Annotated in this window: 1 protein-coding gene; it reads left to right on the top strand. The window is 67.9% G+C overall.

Annotated features, from left to right (window positions below):
• The first annotated feature begins 558 nt into the window (after window positions 1-558).
• Entirely contained in the window at window positions 559-1,218 is a 660-nt protein-coding gene (locus ACO6D5_RS24090; protein ID WP_485826777.1) for a LysE family translocator, read from the top strand.
• Window positions 1,219-1,671 lie beyond the last annotated feature (453 nt).

The following is a 1,671-nucleotide window of genomic DNA, read 5'->3' as shown; positions in this document are numbered from 1 at the left end:
GGCATGGGCACTCGCGCCCACGATTGCGGTCCGGCGCGCAGGCGCCGGACTCGCCTCGGCGGCCCCCCCCTTCGTCATCGTCGTCCGCCTGCGGCTCCCTTCCGATTCCCTCGGGCGCATCGAGGTTGCTCGCGCCCATGCCACCCACGCCGACAAGCTGGATCCGTCCGGGCCTGGTGCGCTGCTGGAGCCGTGGTCGGTGTCGAGGCTTGCGGGGCCCGCCGATTGCGGCCGCCCGGGCGGCCGTAATCGGCATACGCATCGTGCGTCGTCGGCAAGGTGGACGCTTCGCGAATGCGGGGGCTGGATTGCTAGGGGTGCCGCCATCGGAGGGGTGGTAGAGATGGGCGGCGCGCGGCACGCGGCGGCTTGCGCATGGGGACGTTGCGCGCGCGCCGCCCATCGGGCACTGGTATCTAAGCGACGAGTGACGGCGTTACACTTCTCGTGGACTTTGCCCACTTCGTTGCTCGCTTTGTCGACTGTGTTGCCGTTTTTTTGCCCTTATCGTTACGCGCTTCGCCATCCTCTTTTCACCTGCGCCCTCGTCTTCCGACCATGACCGCCACTGCCGCTCTGCTCGCCTTCACGCTGGCCGCCGCTATCCTCACGATCACGCCCGGGCTGGATACGGCACTTGTCTTGCGCACCGCCGCCGTCGAAGGCGGGCGCCGGGCGCTGATGGCGGGGCTGGGAATTTGTGCGGGATGCCTGCTTTGGGGCGCCATCGCCGCATTCGGCCTGGGCTCCCTGCTGGCCGTCTCTACGCTGGCTTACGACACGCTGCGCATCTGCGCCGCCGCCTACTTGTTCTACCTGGGTGCCAAGCTTCTGTGGCGCACCCTGCCCGGACGCAGACCCGACCCGCAAGCGACGGTATCCGATCCGGCGTCCCGCACGCCCGCTCCCGTCGCCACCAGCGCAACCGGCTGGTTTCTGCGTGGGTGTCTGACCAATGCCCTGAACCCGAAGGTGGGCATCTTCTACATCACGTTCCTGCCCCAGTTCATCCCCGCAGGCAGCGACGTGCTGACCTTCAGCCTGCTGCTGGCGACCATCCACGCCCTCCTGGGCGTGCTCTGGTTCGCCCTGCTGGTCGCCGCCACCCGCCCGCTGGCAAGATGGCTGTCCCACCCCGCCGTGATGCGCGGTTTGGACCGTATGACCGGTGCCGTGTTCATTGCGTTTGGATTGAAGCTGGCGCTGGAGAAGCGCTGAAGCGGGAGATGGTAGGTACGGTGGGGGGATCGCGCAAGGCGGTCTTTGTGAACCACGATCGGTGCGGGCGAACCCCGATGGGTTACGCGCGTTGGGCGCCTATGAAGTAGGCAGGGCTTGCCGCGCTCCACCCATCCTACGGGATGCGCCACACCGTCTCGGCGAGCGCGAAGCGTCATTGTTCCGCCGCAAGACGCTTGAACGCCAAAAAAGGCCGCCCGGGCGGCCGTCTTTGGCGGCCCCGCAAACTCCTTCACCCCTCCTGGCCCGGGGCAAAAACGCCAAGCACCCCGCCCTCCCCGATGGCCGGCAGAGGCAATCAGTGGAGCAGTCGGCGTCGGGGTGGGGGTGGGTGCGGGGAGTCGATGCGCCCGAGGGAATCTGAAGGAACCGCCAACGGCGGTGACGAAGATGACGACGGGGGGGGCCGCCGAGGCAAGTCCGGAGCGAAGG

This window comes from Achromobacter sp. (assembly GCF_057314935.1).
This window is presented reverse-complemented; position numbering and strand designations above follow the sequence as displayed.

Bases quoted from the DNA above. Each gene is read 5' to 3' on its own strand.
- ACO6D5_RS24090 (WP_485826777.1), top strand. From the start codon at position 559: ATGACCGCCACTGCCGCTCTGCTCGCCTTCACGCTGGCCGCCGCTATC.